19 protein-coding genes are annotated in these 21,511 nt (G+C 71.9%); 15 read left to right on the top strand and 4 right to left on the bottom strand.

Features of this window, described 5'->3' with window-relative positions:
- Positions 1 to 10 precede the first annotated feature (10 nt).
- The 8 genes from hydA (at position 11) to ACFVTH_RS05855 (ending at position 9,234) form a co-directional block, all read left to right on the top strand.
- On the top strand, positions 11 to 1,453 hold the full coding sequence (gene hydA, locus ACFVTH_RS05890; RefSeq protein WP_387087663.1) for a dihydropyrimidinase: 1,443 nt from the start codon (positions 11 to 13) through the stop codon (positions 1,451 to 1,453).
- Between the two features lie 45 nt (positions 1,454 to 1,498).
- Positions 1,499 to 2,515, top strand: a complete 1,017-nt coding sequence (locus ACFVTH_RS05885) for a TIGR03842 family LLM class F420-dependent oxidoreductase (RefSeq protein WP_387087660.1) — start codon at positions 1,499 to 1,501, stop codon at positions 2,513 to 2,515.
- Entirely contained in the window at positions 2,512 to 3,393 is an 882-nt protein-coding gene (locus tag ACFVTH_RS05880; protein ID WP_387087657.1) for an ABC transporter permease, read from the top strand. Before ACFVTH_RS05885 ends, ACFVTH_RS05880 begins: the two co-directional genes overlap by 4 nt.
- The gene (locus tag ACFVTH_RS05875) at positions 3,390 to 4,310 is read left to right on the top strand and encodes an ABC transporter ATP-binding protein (protein WP_387087655.1); all 921 of its coding nucleotides are present in this window, start codon (positions 3,390 to 3,392) and stop codon (positions 4,308 to 4,310) included. The genes ACFVTH_RS05880 and ACFVTH_RS05875 overlap by 4 nt, the downstream gene beginning before the upstream one ends.
- Positions 4,310 to 5,149, top strand: coding sequence for an ABC transporter permease (locus ACFVTH_RS05870; RefSeq protein ID WP_387087652.1), 840 nt, complete (start codon positions 4,310 to 4,312; stop codon positions 5,147 to 5,149). Before ACFVTH_RS05875 ends, ACFVTH_RS05870 begins: the two co-directional genes overlap by 1 nt.
- Before the next feature lie 18 nt (positions 5,150 to 5,167).
- Positions 5,168 to 6,319, top strand: coding sequence for an ABC transporter substrate-binding protein (locus ACFVTH_RS05865; protein ID WP_387087650.1), 1,152 nt, complete (start codon positions 5,168 to 5,170; stop codon positions 6,317 to 6,319).
- Positions 6,320 to 6,392: 73 nt separating this feature from the next.
- On the top strand, positions 6,393 to 7,715 hold the full coding sequence (locus tag ACFVTH_RS05860; RefSeq protein ID WP_387087647.1) for an aspartate aminotransferase family protein: 1,323 nt from the start codon (positions 6,393 to 6,395) through the stop codon (positions 7,713 to 7,715).
- A gap of 25 nt (positions 7,716 to 7,740) precedes the next feature.
- Entirely contained in the window at positions 7,741 to 9,234 is a 1,494-nt protein-coding gene (locus ACFVTH_RS05855; RefSeq protein ID WP_387087644.1) for a CoA-acylating methylmalonate-semialdehyde dehydrogenase, read from the top strand.
- Here ACFVTH_RS05855 and ACFVTH_RS05850 read toward each other — a convergent pair.
- The 3 genes from ACFVTH_RS05850 to ACFVTH_RS05840 all read right to left on the bottom strand — a co-directional run bounded on the left by ACFVTH_RS05850 (position 9,231) and on the right by ACFVTH_RS05840 (position 11,621).
- The gene (locus tag ACFVTH_RS05850; RefSeq protein WP_387087642.1) at positions 9,231 to 9,737 is read right to left on the bottom strand and encodes a CinA family protein; all 507 of its coding nucleotides are present in this window, start codon (positions 9,735 to 9,737) and stop codon (positions 9,231 to 9,233) included. The two genes, ACFVTH_RS05855 and ACFVTH_RS05850, sit on opposite strands and share 4 nt — an antisense overlap.
- A 110-nt stretch (positions 9,738 to 9,847) precedes the next feature.
- Positions 9,848 to 10,621, bottom strand: a complete 774-nt coding sequence (locus tag ACFVTH_RS05845; RefSeq protein ID WP_387087640.1) for an enoyl-CoA hydratase/isomerase family protein — start codon at positions 10,619 to 10,621, stop codon at positions 9,848 to 9,850.
- Positions 10,622 to 10,781: 160 nt separating this feature from the next.
- Entirely contained in the window at positions 10,782 to 11,621 is an 840-nt protein-coding gene (locus tag ACFVTH_RS05840; protein WP_387087637.1) for a helix-turn-helix domain-containing protein, read from the bottom strand.
- 69 nt (positions 11,622 to 11,690) lie between these two features.
- Here ACFVTH_RS05840 and ACFVTH_RS05835 point away from each other — a divergent pair, with 69 nt between their 5' ends.
- Positions 11,691 to 12,281 (top strand): dihydrofolate reductase family protein, encoded by a 591-nt coding sequence (locus ACFVTH_RS05835; RefSeq protein ID WP_387087634.1) that lies wholly within the window; start codon positions 11,691 to 11,693, stop codon positions 12,279 to 12,281.
- A 10-nt stretch (positions 12,282 to 12,291) separates the two neighbouring features.
- Here the strand turns inward: ACFVTH_RS05835 and ACFVTH_RS05830 are convergent, their stop codons facing one another.
- On the bottom strand, positions 12,292 to 13,209 hold the full coding sequence (locus ACFVTH_RS05830) for a LysR family transcriptional regulator (protein ID WP_387087631.1): 918 nt from the start codon (positions 13,207 to 13,209) through the stop codon (positions 12,292 to 12,294).
- A gap of 139 nt (positions 13,210 to 13,348) precedes the next feature.
- Here ACFVTH_RS05830 and ACFVTH_RS05825 point away from each other — a divergent pair, with 139 nt between their 5' ends.
- The 6 genes from ACFVTH_RS05825 to ACFVTH_RS05800 all read left to right on the top strand — a co-directional run bounded on the left by ACFVTH_RS05825 (position 13,349) and on the right by ACFVTH_RS05800 (position 21,511).
- Entirely contained in the window at positions 13,349 to 13,471 is a 123-nt protein-coding gene (locus tag ACFVTH_RS05825) for a hypothetical protein (RefSeq protein WP_281349888.1), read from the top strand.
- Positions 13,472 to 13,792: 321 nt separating this feature from the next.
- Complete coding sequence (locus ACFVTH_RS05820; protein WP_387087628.1) at positions 13,793 to 14,533, top strand: Type 1 glutamine amidotransferase-like domain-containing protein; 741 nt, start codon at positions 13,793 to 13,795, stop codon at positions 14,531 to 14,533.
- Positions 14,530 to 15,885, top strand: coding sequence for an anaerobic C4-dicarboxylate transporter family protein (locus ACFVTH_RS05815; RefSeq protein WP_387087625.1), 1,356 nt, complete (start codon positions 14,530 to 14,532; stop codon positions 15,883 to 15,885). The genes ACFVTH_RS05820 and ACFVTH_RS05815 overlap by 4 nt, the downstream gene beginning before the upstream one ends.
- A gap of 13 nt (positions 15,886 to 15,898) precedes the next feature.
- Positions 15,899 to 17,341: a threonine/serine exporter ThrE family protein gene (locus tag ACFVTH_RS05810; protein ID WP_387087622.1), complete on the top strand. Its 1,443-nt coding sequence runs from the start codon at positions 15,899 to 15,901 to the stop codon at positions 17,339 to 17,341.
- 10 nt (positions 17,342 to 17,351) lie between these two features.
- Positions 17,352 to 17,912, top strand: a complete 561-nt coding sequence (gene pyrE, locus ACFVTH_RS05805) for an orotate phosphoribosyltransferase (protein ID WP_387087620.1) — start codon at positions 17,352 to 17,354, stop codon at positions 17,910 to 17,912.
- Entirely contained in the window at positions 17,912 to 21,511 is a 3,600-nt protein-coding gene (locus tag ACFVTH_RS05800) for a septum formation family protein (protein WP_387087617.1), read from the top strand. The genes pyrE and ACFVTH_RS05800 overlap by 1 nt, the downstream gene beginning before the upstream one ends.

The following is a 21,511-nucleotide window of genomic DNA, read 5'->3' as shown; positions in this document are numbered from 1 at the left end:
TATCGAGACCATGACCACCACCCTCATCAGCGGCGGCACCGTCGTGAGCGCCACCGGCCGCGCCGCGGCCGACGTGCTCATCGACGGCGAGCGCATCGTCGCCGTCATCGAATCCGGCAGCGAACTGCTCGGCACGGATGTCTCGGCGAGCGTCGACCGCGTCATCGACGCCACCGGCAAGTACGTGATCCCCGGCGGCATCGACGCCCACACCCACATGCAGCTGCCGTTCGGCGGCACCGAGGCCTCCGACACCTTCGAGACCGGCACCCGAGCCGCCGCGCACGGCGGCACGACGTCGATCATCGACTTCGCGGTGCAGACCTACGGCCAGCGCATCGAGGACGGCCTGGCCGCCTGGCACGAGAAGGCCTCGGGCAACTGCGCGATCGACTACGGGTTCCACCAGATCGTGGGCGACGTCAACGACGACTCGCTCGCCGCGATGAAGCGGCTGCCCGACGAGGGCATCACGAGCTTCAAGCTCTTCATGGCCTACCCGGGCGTGTTCTACTCCGACGACGCGCAGATCCTCAAGTCGATGCAGGTCTCGCGCGAGACCGGCATGCTCACGATGATGCACGCCGAGAACGGCCCCGCCATCGACGTGCTCGCCCAGCAGCTCGTCGACGCCGGCAACACCGACCCGTACTACCACGGCATCGCCCGCGCCTGGGAGATGGAGGAGGAGGCGACGCACCGCGCGATCATGCTCGCGAAGCTCACCGGCGCTCCGCTCTACGTCGTGCACGTGTCGGCGAAGCAGGCCGTCGAGCAGCTCGCCTGGGCGCGCGACAAGGGGCAGAACGTATTCGGCGAGACCTGCCCGCAGTACCTCTACCTCTCCCTCGAAGATCAGCTCGGGGCATCCAGCGATGAATGGGGCGCCTTCGAAGGCGCCAAGTGGGTGTGTTCGACGCCGCTGCGCTCGCGGGCGGAGGGCCACCAGCACTCGATGTGGCAGGCGCTGCGCACGAACGACCTGCAGATGGTCTCGACCGACCACTGCCCCTTCTGCATGAAGGACCAGAAGGAGCTCGGGCTCGGCGACTTCCGGAAGATCCCCAACGGCATCGGCTCGATCGAGCACCGCATGGACCTCATGTACCAGGGCGTCGTCACCGGCGAGATCACCCTCGAGCGCTGGGTGGAGCTGACGTCGACGACGCCGGCGCGCATGTTCGGGCTCTACGGCCGCAAGGGCGTCATCCAGCCCGGCGCCGACGCCGACATCGTCGTCTACGACCCGAACGGGCACACCTCGATCGGCTACGGCGAGGGGCGCAAGCACCACATGAACATGGACCACTCCGCCTGGGAGGGCTACGAGATCGACGGCCGCGTCGACACCGTGCTCTCGCGCGGCAAGGTCATCGTCGAGGGCGACCAGTACCTCGGCACCAAGGGCGACGGGAAGTACCTCAAGCGGGGCCTCAGCCAGTACCTCATCTGAGCATCCCGACCGACCGAGCCCCCACGATCGACAGAAGGGAACGACATGGACTTCGGCGTCGTCCTCCAGACCAACCCGCCCGCCTCGCGCACCGTGCACCTCGCCAAGCTCGCCGAGCAGTACGGCTTCAGCACCGCGTGGACGTTCGACTCGCACCTGCTCTGGCAGGAGCCGTACGTGATCTACAGCAAGATCCTCGCCGAGACCCACCGCATCAAGGTCGGCCCCTTCGTCACGAACCCGGCCACCCGCGACTGGACGGTCACGGCGTCGATCTTCGCGACCCTCAACGAGATGTACGGCAACCGCACGATCTGCGGCATCGGCCGCGGCGACTCGGCCGTGCGCGTCACGAACGGCAAGCCCACCACGATCGCCGAGCTCCGGGAGTCGATCCACGTGATCCGCGAGCTCGCGAACTCGCGCAGCGTCGAGTACAAGGGCTCGCAGCTGCAGTTCCCGTGGTCGAAGGGATCGGAGCTCGACATCTGGGTCGCCGCCTACGGCCCGATGGCGCTGAAGCTCACCGGCGAGGTCGGCGACGGCTTCATCCTGCAGCTCGCCGACGTCGACATCGCCGCGTGGATGATCAGGACCGTGCGCGACGCCGCCGAGGCCGCCGGTCGAGACCCCATGTCGATCAAGTTCTGCGTCGCCGCGCCCATGTACATCGGCGACGACTGGGCGCACATGCGCGACCAGTCGCGCTGGTTCGGCGGCATGGTCGGCAACCACGTCGCCGACATCGTCGCGAAGTACGGCGCGCACGGCACGGTTCCCGATGCGCTGACCGACTACATCCGCGGTCGCGAGGGCTACGACTACAACACCCACGGCAAGGCCGACAACGACCACGTCGACTTCGTGCCCGACGAGATCGTCGAGCGATTCTGCGTGCTCGGCTCGGCCGACCAGCACATCCAGAAGCTGAAGCAGCTCGCCGACCTCGGCGTCGACCAGTTCGCCGGCTACCTCCAGCACGACAACAAGGAGGAGACGCTGCGGGTCTACGGCGAGACCGTGATCCCGGCGCTCACCGAGCACATCACGGCGAAGGCATGAGCACCGCAGCGCGCCGAGCGGCCGTCGTCGGATGGGGCGTGGCCGGCGTACTGCTGCTCGTCGCGCTGTGGGAGGGCTACAAGCTGCTCGCTCCTGCCGACGGCGTGCTCATCGGCGAGACGCGGGTGCTGCCGCGCACCACCGACCTCGCGATGCCCCACGTGTGGGACATGTTCGCCCGGCTCGCCGAACCGGTGACCCGCTCGCCCTCGGCGCAGGCGCTCTGGGTCGTGATCCTGCTCGGCGCGCTCACCACGCTCGGCATCGCGGCCGCCGGCTGGCTCGTCGGCGTGGTCGTGGGCGTCGGCCTCGCCCTCGTGATGCAGCGCTGGCGGATCGCCGAGTGGGGCCTGCTGCCGTGGATCGTGCTCAGCCAGACCGTGCCGCTCATCGCGTTCGCCCCGATCGTGAAGAGCTGGGGCTCGCGGGTCGAGATCGGCGCCTTCGAGTGGCAGGACTGGATGTCGGTCGCGCTGATCGCGAGCTACCTCGCGTTCTTCCCGATCGCGATCGGCGCGCTGAAGGGGCTCCAGTCGCCCGACCGCATCCACGAGGAGCTCATGCAGAGCTATGCCGCGGGCTACTGGGCGACGCTCGTGAAGCTGCGCTTCCCCGCCGCGGTTCCGTACCTGCTGCCCGCACTGCGGCTCGGCGCGGCCAACGCCGTCATCGGCGCGGTCGTCGCCGAGGTGTCGACCGGCCTGCAGGGCGGGATCGGGCGACTCCTCATCCAATTCGCCGGGCAGGCGTCGGGCGACCCGGCCAAGGCCTGGGGCCCGATCTTCGGCGCCGTGGTGCTCGGCCTCGTGGCCGCCGGCTCGGTGGCGCTGCTCGGCGTGATCCTGAAGAACTACCGACGAACGGAGGAAGCCGCATGAGCGCTCCCGAGACGACTGCCGCCCCCGGCGCGACCGCCGCACCCGCTACCGCAGTGCAGGTGAGCGGCGTCGACAAGGTGTTCGAGACGCAGGGCGGCCGGGTGCACGCGCTCGAGGGCATCGACCTCACGATCGCGGCCGGCGAGTTCGTCTCGCTCATCGGCCCGAGCGGCTGCGGCAAGTCGACCCTGATGCGGCTCATCGCCGATCTCGACGGGCCGACGGCGGGCAGCATCGCCGTCTTCGGCAAGACGCCGACGCAGGCGCGGCTCGACCAGGAGTACGGCATCGCGTTCCAGCAGGCGGGCCTGCTGCCCTGGCGCACCGTCGCCGCGAACATCGCGCTGCCGCTCGAGTTGCACGGCGTCGCCCAGGCCGCGAGGCGGGCGAAGGTCGACGAGCTGCTCGACATGGTCGGCCTCGCGGAGTTCGCCGAGCGCTACCCCGACCAGCTCTCGGGCGGCATGCAGCAGCGCGTCGCGATCGCCCGCTCGCTCGCCGAGCAGCCCCGGCTGCTGCTCATGGACGAGCCGTTCGGCGCGCTCGACGAGATGACGCGCGAGAAGATGCAGGCCGATCTCGTGCGCATCGCGGGCGAGACGGGGGCGGCCGTGGTCTTCGTCACCCACTCGATCCCCGAGGCGGTGTTCCTCTCCGACCGGGTGGTCGTGATGTCGCCGCGCCCCGGGCGCATCCGCGAGATCGTGCCGATGCGGCTCGGCGGCGCGGGCGCAGGCGCCCGAGCGGCCGAGGGAGCTGGTGCTGCTCCCGGTGCCGGCGCACCCGTCGCCACGAGGACCGCCCGCACCGAGGGCCTCCGCGAGGACCGCTCCTTCTTCGAGATGGTCACCGCCGTACGCGAGGCGCTGCACGGCGCCCCCGTGGCCACGGGCGCCCGCGGAGTGGAGACGCGCTGATGAGCCCGCGGACCGAGACGACCCTGCGCATCGTCGCACCGGTGGCGGTGGGGCTGATCGTGCTCGGCATCTGGCAGTTCCTCGTCAGCGTCGTCGGCGTCTCGGACTACCTGCTGCCGAGCCCGGCGTCGATCGTCGAGGCCCTCATCGCCTCGTGGGACTCGATCGTGCAGGCCACCATCATCACCGGCACGAACGCGCTCATCGGACTCGTCGTCGGCTCGGTGCTCGGCATCGCGCTCGCCGCGCTCGCCGCGAGGTGGCGCGCCGTCGACCGGATGAGCGCCCCCGTCATCGCCGCGCTCGCCGTGGTGCCGATCGTCGCCCTGGCGCCCGTGCTGAACTCGATGTTCGGCGCCGACAGCCAGTTCGGCCGGCAGGCGATCGCCGCGATCGCCTCATTCGTGCCCGTGTTCCTCAACACGCTGCGCGGATTCCGGCAGACGACCCCCGTGCACCGCGAGCTCATGCGCGCCTATGCGGCGACGCCCGCGCAGGTGCTGCGCTCGCTGACCCTGCCGACCGCACGACCCTTCATCCTCACCGGCATCCGCATCGCCTCCTCGCTCGCCGTGATCTCCGCGCTCGTCGCCGAGTACTTCGGCGGACCGCGCGGCGGCCTCGGCAGCCTGATCTCGACCTCGGCCGCGTCGAGCGCGTACGCCCGCGCCTGGGCGTACGTCGTGGCATCCATCGCACTGGGCCTGCTCTTCTACCTCGCGACGCTCGCGCTCGAGCGGCTCGTGCTGCGCGGACGCAGGCCCGCCGACCGCACCCCAGGAACCCGCACCACCAGTACCAGCACCGTCAGCACGACCAGCACCACCGTTTCGCACTGAGAACAGGGAAGGACTGACATGAAGCACAGCACACGCCGCGGACTCGCGGCCGGAGCGTTCGCCGTCACGGCGGCGCTCATCCTCGCCGCCTGCTCGTCCGGCGACTCGGGCGACAGCTCGGGCGACTCCGCCGACGGCGAGCTCACCCCGGTGAAGCTCCAGCTCCAGTGGCTCCCGCAGGGGCAGTTCGCCGGCTACTTCGCCGCCGCCGACCAGGGCTTCTTCGAGGAGGAGGGCCTGGACGTCGAGATCATCCCCTCGGGCGGCGACATCGTGCCGCAGGACGCGCTCGCCAACGGCGACGTCGACTACGCGATCGCGTGGGTGCCGAAGGTGCTCGGCTCGATCGAACAGGGCGCGAACCTCACCGACATCGCCCAGATCTTCCAGCGCTCGGGCACCCTGCAGGTCTCGTGGGCCGACTCGGGCATCGAGGAGGTCGCCGACTTCGAGGGCAAGAAGATCGGCTCGTGGGGCTTCGGCAACGAGTGGGAGATCTTCGCGGCGATGGCGGCGGAGGGCCTCGACTCGACCACCGTCGAGATCATCACGCAGGACTTCAACATGAACGCGTTCCTGCAGGGCGACATCGACGCGGCGCAGGCGATGACGTACAACGAGTACGCGCAGCTGCTCGAGACGCCGAACCCCGACACCGGCGAGCTCTACCAGCCCGAGGACTTCAACGTTATCTCGTACGAGGACACCGAGGGGGCCATGCTGCAGGACGCGATCTGGGCCGACACCGAACGCCTCGAGAGCGACACCGACTACCAGGAGACGACGGTCAAGTTCCTGAAGGCCGTCATCAAGGGCTGGGCGTTCGCCGCGGCCAACCCCGAAGATGCGGCCGACATCACGATCGCCGCCGGGTCGGGCTGGGGCCCGAGCCACGAGCTCTGGATGGTGAACGAGACCAACAAGCTCATCTGGCCCTCCGACGACGGCATCGGCATGATCGACGAGGCCGCCTGGGACAAGACGGTCGCCGGCGCGCTCGCCGCGGTGAACGAGGCTGGCGACCACCTCATCACCGAGGCGCCGCCCGCGTCGGCCTGGACGAACGAGTGGATCGAGAAGGCGCTCGCGGAGCTCGAGGGCGAGGACCTCGACCTCACGGGTGCCGACTGGTCGCCCATCGACGTCACCCTCGAAGAGGGCGGCAACTAGCAATGCGGATGCTGCGCCGCCGGCCGACGGCGGCGCAGCATCCCGGAACTCCCAGCGAAAGGCAGTGAAGCCCATGAGCGAGAACCTCGAAGACCTCGACGACATCGCGCGGCAGCTCGATCGTGCGCACGTCTTCCACTCCTGGTCGGCGCAGGCGAACCCGTCGGGGCTCGTCGTCGCGAGCGGGCGCGGCGCGCGCGTCTGGGACCACGGCGGCCGCGAGTACCTCGACTTCTCGAGCCAGCTCGTGAACGTCAACATCGGCCACCAGCACCCCTCGGTCGTCGCCGCGATCCGCGAGCAGGCCGAGCTGCTCACGACGATCGCCCCGTCGACGGTCAACCTCGCCCGCGGCGAGGCGGCGAAGCGCATCGTCGCGCGCGCCCCCGCCGGCTTCGAGAAGGTGTTCTTCACGAACGGCGGCGCGGATGCCAACGAGAACGCCGTGCGGATGGCGCGCCTGCACACGGGGCGCGACAAGGTGCTCTCGACGTACCGCTCGTACCACGGCAACACGGGGGCGGCGATCGTCGCGACGGGCGACTGGCGTCGCGTGCCCAACGAGTTCGCCCGCGGGCACGTGCACTTCTTCGGCCCCTACCTCTACCGCTCGGAGTTCTGGGCCGCCACCCCCGAGGAGGAGTCGGAGCGGGCGCTGCGCCACCTCTCGCGGGTGATCGAGTCGGAGGGGCCGGCCTCGATCGCCGCGGTCCTCCTCGAGACGATCCCCGGCACGGCCGGCATCCTGGTGCCGCCGCCGGGTTACCTCGCCGGCATGCGCGCGCTCTGCGACAAGCACGGCATCCTGCTGATCCTCGACGAGGTGATGGCCGGCTTCGGGCGCACCGGGCGCTGGTTCGCCTTCGACGGCTACGACGTGCGGCCCGACCTCATCACCTTCGCGAAGGGGGTGAACTCGGGCTACGTGCCCGCGGGCGGCGTGGTCATCTCCGACGAGATCGCGGCGACCTTCGACGAGCGGGTCTTCCCGGGCGGGCTGACCTACTCGGGGCACCCGCTCGCGATGGCCTCGATCGTCGCCACGATCGACGCCATGGCCGCCGAGGGCATCGTCGAGCATGCGCGCGAGATCGGCGCCGAGTCGATCGGGCCCGCCCTCGAGGAGCTCGCCGAGCGGCACCCCGTCATCGGGGAGGTGCGCGGCGAGGGGGTCTTCTGGGCGATCGAGCTCGTCGCCGACCGCAAGACCCGGGAGCCGCTGCCGGCCGCGGCGATGGGCCGCATCAAGTCCGCGCTCGTCGAACGCGGGCTGCTGCCGTTCATCCAGGACAACCGCATCCACGTGGTGCCGCCGTGCGTGGTGACGGCCGAGGAGGTCGCCGAGGCAATGCCGATCTACGACGACGTGCTGGCGACCGTCGCATCCGGCGACTGAACTTCCGACGAGGAAAGAGGAGATCATGACCGACTTCATCGAGCACTGGATCGACGGGACATCCGTCGCCGGCGACCCCGCCCGCAGCGGCCCCGTCTACAACCCCGCGCTCGGCGTCGAGCAGAAGCGGGTGCACTTCGCCTCGACCGACGACGTCGACGCGGCGGTCGAGGCCGCGGCGCGCGCGTTCCCTGCGTGGCGAGACACCTCGATCGCGAGGCGGCAGCAGGTGATGTTCAAGTTCCGCGAGCTGCTCGCCGGGCGCACCGACGAGCTCGCCGCGATCCTCACGAGCGAGCACGGCAAGGTGCTCGGCGACGCCGCGGGCGAGATCGCGCGCGGCATCGAGGTCGTCGAGCTCGCCTGCGCCATGCCCGGCTACACCAAGGGCGAGTACAGCGAGAACGTGTCGACCGGCATCGACGTCTACACGCTGCGCCAGCCGGTGGGCGTCGTCGGCATCATCTCGCCGTTCAACTTCCCGGCGATGGTGCCGCTGTGGTTCTTCCCGCTCGCGATCGCGACGGGCAACACGGTCGTGCTGAAGCCGTCCGAGAAGGATCCGTCGGCCGCGGTCTGGCTCGCGAGACTCATGCAGGAGGCCGGCCTGCCCGACGGCGTGCTCAACGTCGTGCACGGCGACAAGGTCGCCGTCGACGCGCTGCTGCACCACCCGACCGTGCGGGCGATCTCGTTCGTCGGCTCCACGCCCATCGCGCAGTACATCTACTCGACCGCCACCGCCAACGGCAAGCGGGTGCAGGCGCTCGGCGGTGCGAAGAACCACATGCTCGTGCTGCCCGACGCCGACCTCGACCTCGCGGCCGACGCCGCCGTCAACGCGGGCTTCGGCTCGGCGGGCGAGCGCTGCATGGCGATCTCGGCGGTGCTCGCGGTCGACTCGATCGCCGACGAGTTCGTCGCCAAGGTGGCCGAGCGGATGTCGCGCCTGACGACCGGCGACGGCACGCGCGGCTGCGACATGGGCCCGCTGATCACCCGCGAGCACCGTGACAAGGTCGCGGGGTACCTCGAGGTGGCCTCGGCCGACGGGGCGAGCCTCGTGGTCGACGGCCGCGACCCGGTCGTCGACGGCGACTCGGCCGGGTTCTGGCTCGGGCCGACCCTCGTCGACCGCGTGCCGACCTCGTCGGCCGTGTACCGCGACGAGATCTTCGGGCCGGTGCTCTCGGTGGTGCGCGTCGACGGGTACGAGGACGGGCTCGAGATCATCAACAACTCGCCCTACGGCAACGGCACGGCGATCTTCACGAACGACGGGGGCGCCGCGCGGCGGTTCCAGCGCGAGGTCACGGTCGGCATGGTCGGTATCAACGTGCCCATCCCGGTACCGGTCGCCTACCACTCGTTCGGCGGCTGGAAGGCGTCGCTGTTCGGCAACGCGAAGGCCTACGGCGCCCGGGGCTTCGACTTCTTCACGCAGGAGAAGGCGATCACCTCGCGCTGGCTCGACCCGAGCCACGGCGGGCTGAACCTGGGGTTCCCGCAGCACGACTAGCCCGGCGGTCCCGGCTGGGAGGAGGCAGCGGGCGGCAGCGCGGCGCGCAGCAGTTCGAGTGCAGCCCCCACCGTCTGGTGGACGACGTGGGCGGGGTCGCCGTCGAACGCGAAGCGCGCGCCGTGCACCTCGCCCCGCACGGCGACCGCGGCGAAGACGGTGCCGGGCGGCTCGCCGTCGGCCGAATCGGGCCCGCCGACGCCGGTGACGGCCACGGCCGCGTCGGCGTCGAGCAGGCGGGCGACGCCCGTCGCGAGCTCGCTCGCGCACTGCGCGGAGACCACGAGCTCGGCCTCGACCCCGAGCACCCGCCGTTTCACCGATTCGGTGTAGGCGACCACGCCGCCGCGAAACCACTCGGATGCCTCGGGCGCGGCGCCGAGGGAGTTCGCGATCGCGCCGCTCGTGAGCGACTCCGCGACGCCGACCGTGAGGCCCGCCGCTCGGGCGCGTTCGGCGACCTCCTCGGCGATCGCGGCGAACTCGTCAGCTGGATCCTGCATCTGTGCCTCCGCCTCGATTCTGCTCCGGTCGATCGGGCGCAGCCAACCCCCTCCCGCAGCGCGCAGACGGCGAGGCAGGGTTGAGGACGGCGACGGAACCGCGCCGCGGGTCAGCGGCGCGTGAACGCCGCGATGCGGGCCTGCGCCTCGGGGGTCGCGAAGGCCGCGCCGATCGTGCGCGCCTCGTCGTCGAGCGCCTCGGCGAACGAACGCGAGAGCCCAGAGCGCACCAGCCGCTTCGCCTGCCCGAAGGCGCCGGTCGCGCCGTCGAGCCACGAACGCGCGATCGCGTGGGCGCGCGCGGCGACCTCCTCGTGCGGCACGACCTCGGTGACGAGGCCCCAGTTGAGCGCCTCGGCCGCGGTGATCGTGCGCGGGGTGAGGGTGAGCTCGAGCGCGCGGCGCGGGCCGATCGCCTCGGGCAGGAGCGTGCTCACGCCGCAGTCGGGCGTCAGCCCGATGTCGCTGTAGCGGCTCGAGAACGTCGCCAGTTCGCTCGCCACGATGAAGTCGGCGACGAGCATGAAGCCGAGCCCGCCGCCCGCGACGGGCCCCTGCACCGCGGCGACGATCGGCTTGGAGCTCTCGCGGAGGGTCAGGTGGCCGTCGTGGATGCGGTCGGCGAGCTCCGTGATCACGGTCGCGGCGTCGCCGCCCGCGGCGGCGAGCTCCGACATCGCCACGACGTCACCGCCCGCGCAGAAGGCCCGCCCCGAGGCATCCAGCAGCACCGCGCCGATGTCGTCGCGCTCGGCGACCTCGTGCGCGATCGACTGCCAGCGGGTGATCGCGTCGGGGTCGACCGCGTTGAGGCGGGCGGGGCGGTTGAGGGTGACGCGGGCGAGCCCGTCGGTCACGTCGAGGAGGATCGCGTCATCGGCCATGGTGCCGGAGCCTACCGCGACGGGCGCGGCGCGGGCGGGTCTTTGGCGACCCCCTCTCGCGGCGGCGGCGGGCTGCGCGCGCCGGTGGTGGCCGATCGCCAATCCCGTCGATGGATCGGCTCGTCGGATCCCATCTCCAGATCGGCTCGTCGCCGCGTCGTCAGCCGATGGCGGCCTGGGCGGTCGTGGGCTCGGTGCGGAGCAGCTCGGTGGGCGACCATCCCGCGAACCTGCGGAACTCTCGCACGAGATGGCTCTGATCGGCGAAGCCGACGGCGGCCGCGACGTCGGCGGCCGGGCGATCCCGCAGCTCGGCGAGGGCGCGCTCGAAACGGACGACGCTCGCCGCCGTCTTCGGCCGGATGCCGACCTCCTCGGTGAAGCGCGCGGTCGCGTGGCGGTGGCTCCACCCGGTCTGCTCGACCAGCTCGCCGATCCTGGCCCGCCCGCCCGAGCGCTCGATCTGCCGCCACATCCAGCCCACGAAGGGCTCGACCGGGCGGCCGTGCCCGAGCAGGTCGAGCAGCACCCGATCGACCAGTTCGAAGCGGCGCGGCCAGCTGTGAGCCTCGTGCAGCCGTTCCACGAACCGTTCGTCGAACGCGGGCACCGCATCGGCGAGATCGACGACGCGCGCCGCGAGCTCGCGGCCCGGCAGGCCGAGCAGGCGCATGACGCCGAGCGGAGTGAGGTAGATCTGCAGGCAGTGCTGCTCGTGCTCGAACGAGGTGGTCGCATGGCCGGGCATGATGCCCGCGACGAACGAGGTGCGGCGACCGCGCCCCTCGCCGGCCGAGAGGTCGAGCACGTCGAGCGGGGTGCCGAACGAGAGCACGAGGGGGATCAGGCTCCCGGCGACCTGCCGGCGGACCATCGGGCGGTCCACGAGCTCGTGATGGCCCACGATGCCCGCCACGAGTCCGGCGAGTTCGGGACGTACGGGGTGCCGCACCAGGACGGGGCCGGGTGCGGATGCCTCGGGACGTGCGTCGTTCGTCATCGCCGATCGATTTCCTTCAAGCACTGCTCCGCCCGGGCGGCGCAGCATGGAGTGTGAAAGGAGAACCTGATGCGCAGATTGATCGCGATCGAGTTCCTCTCGGTCGATGGAGTCATGCAGGGACTGGGATCGCCGGACGAGGACCGCGAGGGCGGCTTCGAGCACGGCGGTTGGGGAGCACCATACGCCGATGCGATCCACGCCTCCACCGTCGCCGAGGGGCTCGGCCGCACGACGGCCTACCTGTTCGGCCGCAAGACCTACGAGAAGATGGCGGCCTTCTGGCCGTCGGTACCCGACGAGAACCCCATGGCCGCCCACCTGAACGCCACCGAGAAGTACGTCGCCAGCCGCAGCCTCACCACGTTCGACTGGGCGAACACGCGACCGCTGGCCGGTGACACGACCGACGGCGTGCGCGCCCTGAAGCGGACCGGGGAGGGCGACCTCGCGATCCTCGGCAGCGGGGTCCTCGTGCGCTCGCTCCTGCGGGCGGACCTCGTCGACGGATTCCGGCTGTTCGTGCACCCGCTCCTGCTCGGCTCGGGCAAGCGGCTCTTCGGCGAGCTCGAGTCGCCGCGCCCCCTGGTGCTCACGGCGTTCGACACGACGGCGGCGGGCAGCCTCGTGCTCTCCTACGACCTCGAGCGTGACGGATGAGGCTCGCCGACTAGTCGGCCAGGTGCTCGCGCTCGAGCCGGGCCGACTGCGACACCAGCACGTCGAGCACGGTGCGCACGGCGAGGCGCTCGGCGACGTCGGGGCGCACGAGGGCGACGATCTGGCGCGAGGATGCCACGCCGCGGAGCGGCTTCAGCACGATCGAGTCGGGGACGGCGCCGCTCGTGAACCGCGGCACGAAGGCGATGCCGAGGCCCGCCACGATGAACGCCTCGATGATGCGCATGTCGCTGAACCGCTGGCTCACCTGGACCCGGCGGCCCGTCTGCTGCTCGATCGCGTGGAGGATGCGCTCGAAGGGGAAGCCCGGCGGCACCCCGAGCCACGTCTCGTCGACGAGGTCGCCGGGGGTGAGGTGCGATCGGCCCGCGAGCCGGTGGTCGGCGGGCAGGCCGATGTCGAGCGGTTCGGTGAGCAGCGGCACCGCCCTGAGCCCGCGGCCGCCCCACGGCAGCACGCCCGGCATGGTGTGGGCGAGCACGATGTCGTAGTCGGCGGTGAGGTCGGCGAACTCGGCGAGCTCGGGGTCGAGGTCGGTGGCCTGCACGACGAGGCCCGCGACCTGCGAGAGCTCGGTCAGCACGGCCGGAAGCAGCGCCGCGCCGATGGTCGGGAAGGTCATCAACGTGACCTCGCCGCTCGGGTCGTTGCGGAACTCGTCCCACAGGGAGGTCGCGCGTTCGAGGGCGATCGCGACGTCGGTCGCGCTGCGGGCGAGCGCATGCCCCGCGCTCGTCAGCACGACGCCGCGGCCGCTGCGCTCGGTGAGCGGCATGCCGGCCTCGCGCTCGAGCACCTTGAGCTGCTGCGAGACCGCGGACGGGGTGCGCCCGGTCGCCTCGGCGACCGCGGTCACCGAGCCCCGTTCGGCGAGTTCGCGGAGCAGGTCGAGCCGTCGGACATCCATGTAGTAATGCTACATCGTGCTTGTAGGATCGTGAGCTTGTGCTGAATGTTTCGACGCGGAAGAATAGTGCATGTCGAACACGTGCAACGGCGCAAAGTCGCTCGACCAGCCCGCACCGTCTTCGTCGAAAGGATCCATCGTGATCAGCATCATCGTGCTTCTCGGCACCGTTTCCGTCGCCGCCGTCGCCGGTGCGATCGTCGTCACCGCTCGTGACGGCTACCGCCGCCAGCCGCGAGAGACGTTCGCGCGCACCGTCTGAGTGCCGCGAATCCCCGGAGGTCCGTTCTCCGGGACTGCAGGGCCGCCGCACGGGGGAGGGACACCCCTCCAACCATGAGGCGCGGCCCCCTGTAAGGGCCGCCGCGCGGGGGAGGGACACCCCGCGGGGCGGCCCTTCCTCTGTGCCGTCGCGTCCGGTCGACGAGCGCATCGAGATGAGCCTGGGGGGATCGCGATGCCCCGCGGCCGGCGCGCCGGCGGCCTGAGCCGGCCGCGACGACACGGCTGACGCACCTCTCGACACCGTTCCTCGCCGACCGATAGCGTGACCGCGAGGGGTACATCGCGACGAGGGGGAACGATGGCGCACGTGGTGGCGACGGGGGCCGGCAAGGCCATGATGGAGCGACGGGCCGATCCGACGCACGACTACATCCTGGAGCTCACGGGCAAGGAGCGCCCCCGGGTGCTGTTCGTCGGCACCGCGACGGGTGACGAGCAGGCCTACACGCTGAGCTTCTACAAGACCTACGACTCCGATCGCTGCGCGCCGCACCACCTCACGCTCTTCCATCGCGACCTCGACGACCTCGCGGGCTTCGTGAAGGGCTTCGACGTGATCCACGTCGGCGGCGGCAACACGGCGAACATGCTCGACGTGTGGAAGCGACAGGGCCTCGACGAGATCATGCGCGAGATGTGGCAGGACCCGAGCTCGAACGTGGTGTTCACGGGCGGCTCGGCCGGCGGCATCTGCTGGTTCGAGGGCGGCACGACCGACAGTTACGGGCCGACCCTGCAGGTGCTGCCCGAGGGGCTCGGCTTCCTGCACGGCAGCTTCTGCCCCCACTACGACGCGGAGGACCAGCGGCAGCCGCTCTTCCACGCCGCGCTGCAGAGCGGCGAGCTCGCGACCGGCTACGCCGTCGGCAACCTGCAGTCGCTGCACTTCGAGAACCAGGACTTCGTGACGGCGATCAGCCCCGTCGACCCCGCACTCGCGCTCCGGGTCGAGGCGATCGACGGCCGGATCGTCGAGACGCCGCTGCCCGTGCAGGTGCTCGAGGCGACCGGCCCGATCGTGAAGGGGCCGAGCGCATGAACGACAACGTCTGGATCCTCGTCGCGCAGCTGATCGTCGTCGTCCTGGCGATCTTCATGGGCACCCGCACGAGCGGCATCGGGCTCGGCGTCTGGGGCCTCGTCGGCGTCGCCGTACTCGTGTTCGGCTTCCAGACCGCCCCCGGCAACGCGCCGGTCGACGCGGTCTTCATCGTGCTCACCGTCATCACGGCGGCCTCCGTCATGCAGGCCGCCGGCGGCATCGACTGGATGGTGTCGGTGGCGGCCAAGGCGATCAAGTCCAGGCCGAAGAGCGTCGTCTTCCTCGCCCCTGCGATGTCGTTCCTCTTCACCGTCGGTGCGGGAACGGGCAACATCTTCTACCCGCTGCTGCCCGTCATCTACGACGTCTCGTACGACCAGAAGATCCGTCCCGAGCGGGCCCTGTCGGTCTCCGCCGTGGCCTCGCAGGTCGGCATCCTCTGCAGCCCGGTCTCGGCGGCGACCGCGTCGCTCGTCGTGCTCCTCGCCCCGAGCGGCGTCGACCTCGGCCAGGTGCTGCTCATCATGTGGCCGGCCTCGATCGTCGGGCTCTTCCTCGCCGCGCTCGTCATGGTGCGGCACGGCAAGAACCTCGAGGACGATCCCGAGTATCAGCGACGACTCGCCGAGCACCTCGTGAAGCCGCCCGCCGAAGACACGACCGAACGCAAGCTGCCCAAGACCGCGGTGCTGTCGGCGTCGATCTTCCTCGCCGGCGTCGCGTTCATCGTCCTCATGGGCCTGTTCGAGAACCTCCGCCCGATCATCGGCACCGACGACAACGGCGACCCGGTGCGCGTCTCGGTGACGATCATCATCGAGGTCACGATGGGTGTCATCGCGGCGCTCATCTTCGTGTTCTGCAAGGTCAAGTCGGCCGACGTGCCCAAGCAGTCGACGTTCCCCGCCGGCATGGTCGGGGCCTTCGCGCTCTTCGGCATCGCCTGGCTCGCCAACACCTTCGTCGCGAACAACAACGACCTCATCGTCGAGGGCCTCGGCTCGCTCGTCTCGGGGTCGACGGCGTTCGTCGGCGCGCTCCTCTTCGCCCTCGCGCTCTTCCTCGTCGCCATGCTGACGACGAGCCAGTCGAGTGCGACGAACGCCATCGTGCCGATCGGTCTCGCGATCGGGCTGCCCGCCTCCCTCATCGTCGGCCTCTGGCCCTCGGCGATGGGCATGTACACGCTGCCGGCCAACGGCTCCCAGGTGGCGACGGCCGCCTTCGACCAGACGGGCACGACGAAGCTCGGCAAGTACGTGTTCGACCACTCGTTCCAGCTGCCGAACCTCGTGTACGTCGTCTCGGCGATGATCGTCGGCGTGCTGCTCTCGTTCGTGGTGGTCTGATCCGGGCGCGCCGATGGCCGAGACCGCCGATCGCGCACTCCTCCGCCAGTTCCTCCTCGGGCTCGCGGAGGGCATGAACGCGGCCGCCGAGTCGGTCGACGTCATCCACAGCACGCTGGTCGAGGTGTCCCGGGCGTACGGCCGGGACGACACCGACGTCGTCGTGATGCCCACCGTGGTCATCGTGCAGACCGGCGACGGCGAGGCGGCCCATGTCGCCGTCCGCTCGGCCGTCAACGTCTCGTTCCGCTTCGACCAGATCGCGGCGCTGTACACGCTCGTCGGCGAGGCGAAGCGCGCCGAGATCGACCCGCTCGACGGAATCCACCGCCTCAACGAGATCGGTGCGATGCGACCGGGGCACGGATGGCTCGTGCGCACGTTCGGGCACGCCCTCCTCGTGGCGGGGCTGGCCCTGCTGCTGTCGCCGACCTGGCAGGGCGCGGTCATCGCCTTCTGCCTCGGGGCGTTCGTCGGCCTCGCGAAGCTCGTGCGGTCGCCGACGCTGCAGCTCGTGTTCCCGGTCTTCGCGGCATTCGCCTGCGCGCTCGCGGTGTTCCTCATCGCGCCGTACGTCGAGATCGGCGACCCGCTCAAGCTGCTCATCGCGCCGCTCGCGACGTTCCTGCCCGGCGGCGTGCTGACGACGGCCGTCGCCGAGCTCGCGGTCGGCCAGATGCTCTCGGGTGCCTCGCGACTCGTCTTCGGCCTCGTGCAGCTCGCACTCCTCGCATTCGGGATCCTCGCCGCCGGCACGCTGGTCGGCGTCGAGAGCTCGAGCTACTCGCCGCTCGAGGCATCCACTCCCTTCCCGTGGTGGAGCCCGATGGTGGGGGTCCTCCTGTTCGCGGTCGGCAACTACCTGCACTTCTCGGCGCCTCGGCGCACCTTCGGCTGGGTCCTCCTCGTGCTCGTCGTGGCGTACACGGGCCAGGCGCTCGGCACCGCGCTGATCGGCTCGACCGTGAGCGGGTTCATCGGGGCCCTCGCGATGACCCCGGTCGTGCTGTGGATCGCGTCGTTGCGGCACGGCGCACCGTCGCAGCTCACCTTCCTGCCGGGGTTCTGGCTGCTCGTGCCCGGCGCGGCCGGGCTCGTGGGGTTCACCGAGGCGATGGGCACCACGCACGGGCTCGAGGACTTCGCCGACGCCCTCACCTCGATTATGTCGATCGCGCTCGGCGTGCTCATCGGCACGGCGCTCTACCGGGTCGTCCACCACGGCGCCGAGGAGCTCGCCGACTTCCACATCGACGTGCCGGCCGCGCTCACCGAGGAGAAGGAGCCGCCGTTCTGGGCGCGACTCGTACCGGGAACCCCGCGCTCGCTGTGGGGAGGGCGCCGGCGCCGCGACCGCGGGGAACGGGAGGACGAGCGGACCCGTGACGACTCCGAGCGGACCGCCGACGAGGAGGCCGAGGGCTCCACCCCTTCCTCTCAGGCAGGTGGGCCGTAAAGTATTGCGGGTGACCACGCACGACTCCGACGCCCGCCGCAGGCTCATCGACTACATCTCCGCCGACGCCGTCTTCCACGGCGACTTCACGCTGACGAGCGGCAAGAAGGCGACGTACTACGTCGACCTGCGCAAGGTCAGCCTCGACCACCGCGTCGCACCGCTCATCGGGCAGGTCATGCTCGACGTCATCGCCGACATCCCCGATGTCGCCGCCGTCGGCGGCCTCACGATGGGCGCCGACCCGATCGCCTCCGCGATCCTGCACCAGGGCGCCGCCCGCGGCCTCGCGTACGACGCCTTCGTCGTGCGCAAGGAGCCGAAGGACCACGGCCGCGGCAAGCAGGTCGAGGGCCCCGAGCTCGCCGGCAAGCGCGTGATCGTGCTCGAGGACACCTCGACCACCGGCGGGTCGCCGATCAAGGCCATCGAGGCGCTGCGCAAGGTCGGCGCCGAGGTCGTGGCCGTCGCGGTCGTCGTCGACCGCGCCACCGGTGCCCGCGAGATCATCGAGGCCGAGGGCGTGCCCTACCTGTACGCGATCGGCCTGGAAGACCTGGGCCTGGCCTGATGAGCGAGCGGCAGGGATTCGACGACGGCGCCGACTGGCTGCTCGCGCAGCTCGCGGGCGGCGGAGCCACGGGCTCCGCGCCGCAGGCGTCCCCGCCGCAATCCCAGCCGCAGGCACCCTCGGCGTTCGCCGCGCCCGCCGCCCCCGCCTCGCCGTTCGCCGCTCCGGCGTCCCCGCCGCCCGCCGCTCCGGCGTCGGCGCAGCCCGCCGCGCCCGTCGCCCCGGCACGTGCCTCGCGGCACGAAGAGGTGCTCGACTGGTTCTCGCTCGCCGAGCCGCCCGCGCGCGACGACACGGCCACCCGGGCGCTCCCCGTCATCGGCGAGCCCGGCCGCACGCCGTCGATGACACCCGACGCATCAGCAGCTCACCCGCTTCCGCCGCAGGCGTCGGCCCAGCCGCCGCAGTGGAGCGACGCCGGGTTCGCGACCGGCGCGGGGTCGGCTTCCGCTTCCGCCGGGGCCGCGAGCGCGGTCGGGGCAGCCGCCGGTGCGCTTCCGGGCGCGACCGCGCCGGGTGCCACCCCGCTGCCGCCCGCCGCATCCGGCCTTCCGGCCTGGACCCCGCCGTTCACGGTCGCACCGCCCGCACCGACCGTGCGCCTGACCGAGGTCGAGCCGCCCGTCGGGGGCGCTCCCGCGGCGCCCGCCCCGGCTCCGGTTGCCCCGGTCGTCGACGCGAGCCCGATGCCTCCCGCCGAGCCCGCTGCCGCGGCCTGGCAGTACCAGCAGGCGTCGCCGCCCGCACCGACGACGCCCGCCGCGCCCGTCGAGCCGACCGTGCCGGTCGCGCCGCCCGGACCGGTCACGCCGGCCGCATCGTTCGCGCTCACCTGGGGCGACCAGGAGCTCGAGTCGGAGGCCGCGCTGCGTGCGGCATTCCAGCAGCTCTCCGACAGCTCCGCCTCGATCGGGCTGCCGGCAGGCGAGACAGCCCCCGCGGCTGCACCGCAGTCGCCCGTCGCCGAGACGGCCGCGCCCGATCCGGCACTCGCCGAGCCGGCGGCCGGCGACGCTCCGTTCTCCGGGTTCTCCGCGCCCGCGGTGGCGCGCAGCTCGTTCACCCCGGTGGGCGGCATCCCGATCCAGGAGCCGCACCCGACCGCGCCGCCCGAGGCGCCCGCAGGGTGGGGCGAGGCACCCGCGCCCCGCACCGCGAGCTACGACGACGAACTCTGGGCGGCACTCAACGAGCCCGAGCCCGCCCCGGCGCAGCCGACGGCATTCACGCCGGCGGCGCCGGTGACGTCCGAGCCGGCGCAACCAGCGGCCTTCGCACCCTCGGCATCGGTGATGCCCGAGCCGCCCGCAGCCGCCCCGGCATTCTCCGCCGACTCCGCCTCCGTTGCCGACGTCGAGCCGGCGACCCCCTCGTGGACGCCGGGTCGTGCGTGGACCGACTTCGCGACCGCGCGTCCCGAGGCGACGGCCGGCTTCGGCCCGACGGCCGAGCCCGATCCGTCCCCGGCGACGCCCGCCGCGCCGGCAGCATCGTTCGAGTACCGCGAACCGGCGCCGTCCGCCGCGTTCGCTGCGGGCGCCGACGTCGAGACCGCGCAGGCACCCGTCGAGGCCGAAGAGACGGTCGGATTCCCCGCGCTCCAGCCCGAGTCTCCCGAGCCGCTCGCGGCTGCCGAGCCCGTCGCCCGCCGTTCGAGCCGGTTCGACGCCTTCGCCGAGGAGCTCGAATGGACCCCGCGGGCCGAGCGACGCCCGGTCGTCGAGCCGGCCGTCGACGTCCAGGCGTTCCATGGGCGTGATGCCGAGGCATCCGACCCCGCGACCGCCGCGCTGCCGGTGCAGCGCGACCACGAGGCCGAGGGCGTGCTCGCTGCGCCGCGAGCGCCGTTCCCCGCGTTCGCCGCTGCGGCGCCCCGGCCCGAGCCGTCGCCGTTCGGGTCGGTCCCGCCGGTCGACGACCTGCTCGCCGCGCTCGGCGGAGGTGCCGTCGCGCCCGAGCCCGCCGCGGCATCCGCAGCGTTCACCGGTGCGTCCGCCGGTGTCGAAGCCCCGGCCGTGTCCACCGAGACCGACGGCCTCGACCGCCTCGGCCTGGTCTTCGACGACCACGGCGACGACCACGGCGACGCCGCCGACGACCGCGACGAGGAGCCGGTGCGCCGCGCACCGTTCTGGAACGAGCGACGGGTCGCGCAGACCGAACCCGCCGACGCCGACGACGAGTACGCCGACGACGAGTCCGACGATGCCTCCGACGAGGTCGGCTACCTCTGGAACCTCCGGCCCGATCCGACCGCCGAGGACCCCCGTGCCGAGTCGCCGGGGTCGGTGTCGGCGATCCTCGCCGGCGGTGCGCCGGCGAGCCGCGCGACCGCCGCCGTCGACGACGAGCCGATGAGCAGCGGCCTCGGCTCGCTCGTGCGGTTCGCTCCCGCAGCCGCCGAGCCCGAGCCGGCGCCCGACCTCGCCGCCGACTCCGCGGAGACCACGAGCGACGACCGGTTCTTCGACGCGTTCGCCCCGCGCACCGCGGAGTTCGAACCGCAGTTCGACGCCGAGCCTGTCGCCGAGGATTCCGGCACCGAGCCCTTCGGTACCGACCCCTTCGGCGCCGACCCCTTCGGTACGGACCGCTTCGGCGTCGACCCCGACCCCTGGTCGGCGGAGCCGGTGCTCGGCGACCAGCCCTTCGGCGCGGCCCCCGAGTCCGACGATCAGGCCGATGACGGACTCGCCGCGTTGTTCGGCAGCGTGACGGCCACGGGCCCGCTCCGTCTCGTCGACCCCTCCGCGGGCCGACCCGCCGAGGCCTACCCGGCGACGGCGCTGCTGCAGACGGGCGCCACCGCGCAGCTCTTCGCCGCGGCCGGCACGGGGGCCGGCGTGGGCGGCGCCGCCGGTACCGGGGCCGGCGGCTTCGCGGCCGGCTCGGGCGCGAACGGAGGCTTCCCGGGCGGCGGCCAGGGCCCCGGCGGCCGCGGTCCGTCGGGTCCGGGCAACGGCTCCGGCCGCGGGCCGTCCGGCCCGGGCAACGGCTCCGGTCGCGGCTCCTCGGGCAACGGCAACGGCGGCGACAAGGGCGGCATCCGCCCCCTCATCTGGATCGCGGGCGGCCTCGTCGCCCTGCTCGTGCTCGTCGGGCTGTTCTTCCTCGGCACGACGTTCACGAAGGGCAGTGCCGCCGATGCACCGAGCGGCTCCCCGTCGGCCAGCGCGAGCGAGACGCCGCCGCCTGCGCCCACCGCCCCGCAGCCGGTCGGCGTCCACGCCTGGGACACCCTCTTCGGCGGCGAGTGCCTCGAGCCGTTCACCGACGCCTGGCAGGAGGAGTACACGGTCGTCGACTGCGCCACCCCGCACGCCGCGCAGCTCGTCTACCGCGGCACGCTTCCGGGCGACGCCGCAGCGCCGTACCCGGGCGAGGCGGAGCTCGCCACGCAGATGAACCTCCTGTGCACCGCAGCCGGCGTCATCGACGTGGCCGCGGCCTCCGGCATGGACGACCTGCAGGTCCAGGCCTCCTACCCCGCCGAGGCCGCCCAGTGGGAGGCCGGTGCCCGCGACTACTACTGCTTCGCCAACCGCTCGGGCGGCGAGCCGTTGACGGCGAGCATCGCGGGCCCCGGTCCGGCGGCCTGA

Source organism: Agromyces sp. NPDC058104, from assembly GCF_042884835.1.
Lineage (GTDB): Bacteria > Actinomycetota > Actinomycetes > Actinomycetales > Microbacteriaceae > Agromyces.
The sequence above is the reverse complement of the archived record's forward strand: the minus strand, read 5'-3'. Positions and strand labels throughout refer to the sequence as shown.